2 protein-coding genes and 1 pseudogene are annotated in these 4,063 nt (G+C 65.6%); 2 read left to right on the forward strand and 1 reads right to left on the reverse strand.

The features are described from left to right. Nucleotides 1–553, forward strand: a 553-nt coding sequence (locus EN781_RS27755) for an Hsp70 family protein (RefSeq protein WP_145965659.1), incomplete at its 5' end; no start/stop codon positions are given. A gap of 15 nt (nt 554–568) precedes the next feature. On the opposite strand, the pseudogene EN781_RS27760 reads toward EN781_RS27755, so the two are convergent. After that, nucleotides 569–1,460, reverse strand: a pseudogene (locus tag EN781_RS27760) (LysR substrate-binding domain-containing protein). 279 nt (nt 1,461–1,739) lie between these two features. Between EN781_RS27760 and EN781_RS27765 the strand changes: the two are divergent. Beyond that, nucleotides 1,740–4,063, forward strand: a 2,324-nt coding sequence (locus EN781_RS27765; RefSeq protein WP_127400525.1) for a molybdopterin-dependent oxidoreductase, incomplete at its 3' end; no start/stop codon positions are given.

The following is a 4,063-nucleotide window of genomic DNA, read 5'->3' on the forward strand; positions in this document are numbered from 1 at the left end:
CGGCTATCTGACGCCGACCAAGGACGGCAAGCGCAATCTACCGGCGAGCTATTTCATCGACCTGGCGACCTGGCAGCGCATCAACCTCGTCTATACCGCCAAGGCGATGACGGACCTGAAGCAAATCCGCTTCGAGGCCGAGCGCGCCGATCTCGTCGGCCGCTTCATCCATATCGTCGAGCACCGCTACGGCCACGCGCTGGCGGGCCTGGTGGAAAGGGCCAAGATCGCGCTGACGGATCAGCCTGCCGCCGAGGTGAAAGTGTCCCTGCCCGGCGCACGCTTCGCAGCCGAGATCACGCGCGCCGGCCTCGAGGCAACGATCGGGGCCGACATCGACCGGGTGACCAAGACCGTGAGGCAGACGATTGCGGATGCCGGTGTTGACACCTCCGCCATAACTGCCGTGTTCCTGACCGGTGGTTCGACGGCGATCCCTCTCGCCAAACGCCAGATCCTCTCGCTGGTGCCGCAGGCCTCCGTCATCGAGGGCGACATGTTCGGCTCGGTCGGGCTTGGACTGGCGCTCGATGCGCGGCGGAAATTCGCCTGAAGCCCTTCTTCCCGATCAGCCCCTGTCCGCCGGCGGCAAGTCCGCCTTTCCCAAATGCGCCCGCAGCGCCGTCTGGGCGAGGCGCGACTTTGCAATCATCACCCACCGCGATCGCCAGGGCGATCGGCACCGACCGCAAGCTGCCTTCGGCCACGGCTCTGCCGACGACGAGTTCCGAAATGATGGTGGCGCCGGCGCCCGCCTCGACCGCCTGGCGGATCGCCTCGTTGCTGGGCAGGACGAGGAATATCCTGAGGTCCGCGAATGGCACCGCCTCGCGGCGCGCGAGATCCTCCAGCGCCTCGCGCGTTCCCGAGCCGCCCTCCCTGATGATCCAGCGCAGCTCCCTGATATCGGGATGGCCCGGCGCATGTTCGGCGATCTTCGGATGCGACGGAGCGACGACCAGAAGCAGCCGATCCACATCGACCTTGGCGCGCCGCAGGATATCGGATTCGGTCCGCCCCTCGACCAGGCCGAAATCCGCCGTGCCGTCGAGGACCTGGGTTTCGACCTGGCTGGTGTTGCCGATGCTGACATTCAGCCTGACGGCGGGATAGGCCTCATGGAAGGCAGCCAGCCGGCGTGGCAGCCAGTAGCTGGCGATGGTCTGGCTGGCGGCGATCGACAGGCTGCCGGTGACAGTCTGCGAGACATCCGCCAGCACGTTGCTGGCGGCCGCGGCGCGTTCCAGAACGGCCTTGGCCTCGGGCAGGAACCGGCGTCCGGTCTGCGCCAGCTCGATGTTGCGCCCGACGCGGTCGAACAAGCGCACGCCATGCTGCTGTTCGAGCGCGCGGATGGCGGCCGAGGCGGCCGACTGCGAGATGCCCAGAAGCTCGGCCGCCTTGGTCATATGCCCGCGCTCGGCGACGGCGACGAAGATGCGCAACTGATCGAGAGTCATGCCCGCATTAAGAAGGACAGTCGATTGGAATTACAAGAGCAACTTGTTAGACAGATCGATTGCTTTGTTCTAAGTTTTTAAGCGGAGTCGGAAAAAAATCGCGGCCGAGTCGCGAGGATTAGAATTGATGGGGCGTTTCAAGTCTTTGTTCGCACATTGGACGCGCAGCCTTCGGCGGCGGGTCGCCGGCGAACGCTATCACCCTGAACAACACTACATGCGCGGTCCCGGACCCAAGACGAGAGCCAAGAACGCGGACCGTAAAAGCGCCCACCGATCATGAGCCACGGTGCGCCGCGCGGCGCAAATTCCGCCCCGTCGCAAAGGCCGCTGGCCGACACGCGCGCGCCTGACGAGGGTGACGGCGTCGACACGTCGCCCAGCGTCTCCGACCGGATCGCCAAGACAACCTGCTACATGTGCGCCTGCCGCTGCGGCATCGACGTCCACATCAAGGACGGCAAGGTGCGCTACATCAACGGCAACAAGGACCATCCGGTCAATCGCGGTGTGATCTGCGGCAAGGGCAGCGCCGGCATCATGCAGCATTACAGCCCGGCACGGCTGACGAAGCCGCTTCTGCGCAGCGGGCCGCGCGGCTCGGGCGAATTCCGCGAGATCGAATGGGAGGAAGCCTTTTCGATCGCAACGGAGCGGCTTTCCGCAATACGCCGGAGCGATCCCAAAAGGCTCGCCTTCTTCACCGGGCGCGACCAGTCGCAGTCGCTGACCGGCTGGTGGGCAAGCCAGTTCGGCACGCCGAACTTCGCCGCCCATGGCGGCTTCTGCTCGGTCAACATGGCGGCCGGCGGCCTCTACACGATCGGCGGCTCGTTCTGGGAATTCGGCGAGCCCGATTGGGACAACACGAAATACTTCATGCTGTTCGGGGTCGCCGAGGACCATGATTCCAACCCGATCAAGATCGGCCTCGGCAAACTCAAGGCGCGCGGCGCCAAGGTCGTCTCGATCAATCCGTGCCGCACCGGCTACAACGCCATCGCCGACGACTGGATCGGCATCAGGCCGGGCACCGACGGCCTGTTCGTGCTGGCGCTTGTCCACGAGCTGCTCAAGGCCGGCCGCGTCGATCTCGACTATCTGCTGCGCTACACCAACGCCCATCTGCTGGTGATCCAGGAGCCGGGGGGGGCCGATGACGGGCTGTTCGTTCGCGACGGCGCCGGCCATCCGCTCGCCTGGGACAGGATTGCGAAGACCCCGGTCCAGGCTGCCGACCCCAACGCGAAACCGGCGCTGACCGGCAGCCACACGGTCAACGGCCGCCGCTGCGTTCCGGTGTTCCAGCTCATTGCCGACCGCTATCTCGACGACAGCCATTCGCCCGACGCCGTCGCCGGCCGCTGCGGTGTTGCCGCCGACACGATCCGCCGCATCGCGGCGGAACTCGCGCATGTCGCCTTCGAGCAGACGATCGAACTGCCGGTGGCCTGGACCGATTGGGCCGGACGCCGGCACGAGACGATCAAGGGCCGGCCCGTGTCGATGCACGCCATGCGCGGCATCTCGGCCCATTCCAACGGCTTTCACACCTGCCGCGCCATTCATCTGCTGCAGGTGCTGCTGGGCACCGTGGATGTGCCGGGCGGCTTTCGCTTCAAGCCACCCTATCCGCGTTGCGCACCGCCGGGACCGAAGCCCGCGGGCAAGCATGTCCGGCCGATGACGCCGCTTGAAGGCATGCCGCTCGGCTTCGTCTGCGGACCGGATGACCTTCTGGTCGACGAGACCGGCACGCCCACCCGCATCGACAAGGCCTATTCCTGGGAGGCGCCGCTCGCCGCCCACGGCCTGATGCACAGCGTCATCCGCAATGCCTGGGCGGGTGATCCCTACCGGATCGACACGCTGTTGATGTACATGTCGAACGTGGCCTGGAATTCCTCGATGAACACCGTCGAGACGATTCGTATGCTGACCGACAAGGATGCATCTGGCGCGTACAAGATCCCCTTCATCATCTATTCCGATGCCTACTACTCGGAGACGGTGCCGTTCGCCGACCTGGTGCTGCCGGACACGACATATCTCGAGCGGCATGACTGCATCAGCCTGCTCGACCGGCCGATCAGCCATGCCGACGGACCCGGCGACGCCATCCGCTATCCCGTCGTGGAGCCGGACCGCGACGTCAGGCCGTTCCAGTCGGTGATGATCGAGCTCGGCGCGCGGCTCGGCCTGCCCGGTTTCGTCAACGCCGACGGCTCGCCCAAGTACCGGGACTATGCCGACTACATCGTCAACCACGAGCGCACGCCCGGCATCGGTCCGCTCGCCGGCTGGCGCGGAAAGGACGGAAGCGCGATCGGCAGAGGCGAAGCCAATCCCGATCAGCTGCAGCGCTACATCGACAATGGCGGCTTCTGGCACCACGATTTTTCCGCCGACCAGCGTTATTACAAGATGGGCAACCGCGCCTATCTCGACTTCGCGGTGCAGATGGGTTTCATCGCCAAGGCCGAGCCAGTCGTCTTCCAGCTCTATTCCGAGCCGATGCAGCGCTTCCGGCTGGCCGCGCGTGGCCATGGGAAGGTGCGGCCGCCGGAGGCAGAGCGGACCCGCATCGAGACCTATATGGACCC

The sequence above is a fragment of the Mesorhizobium sp. M4A.F.Ca.ET.090.04.2.1 genome, from assembly GCF_003999085.1.
GTDB lineage: Bacteria > Pseudomonadota > Alphaproteobacteria > Rhizobiales > Rhizobiaceae > Mesorhizobium.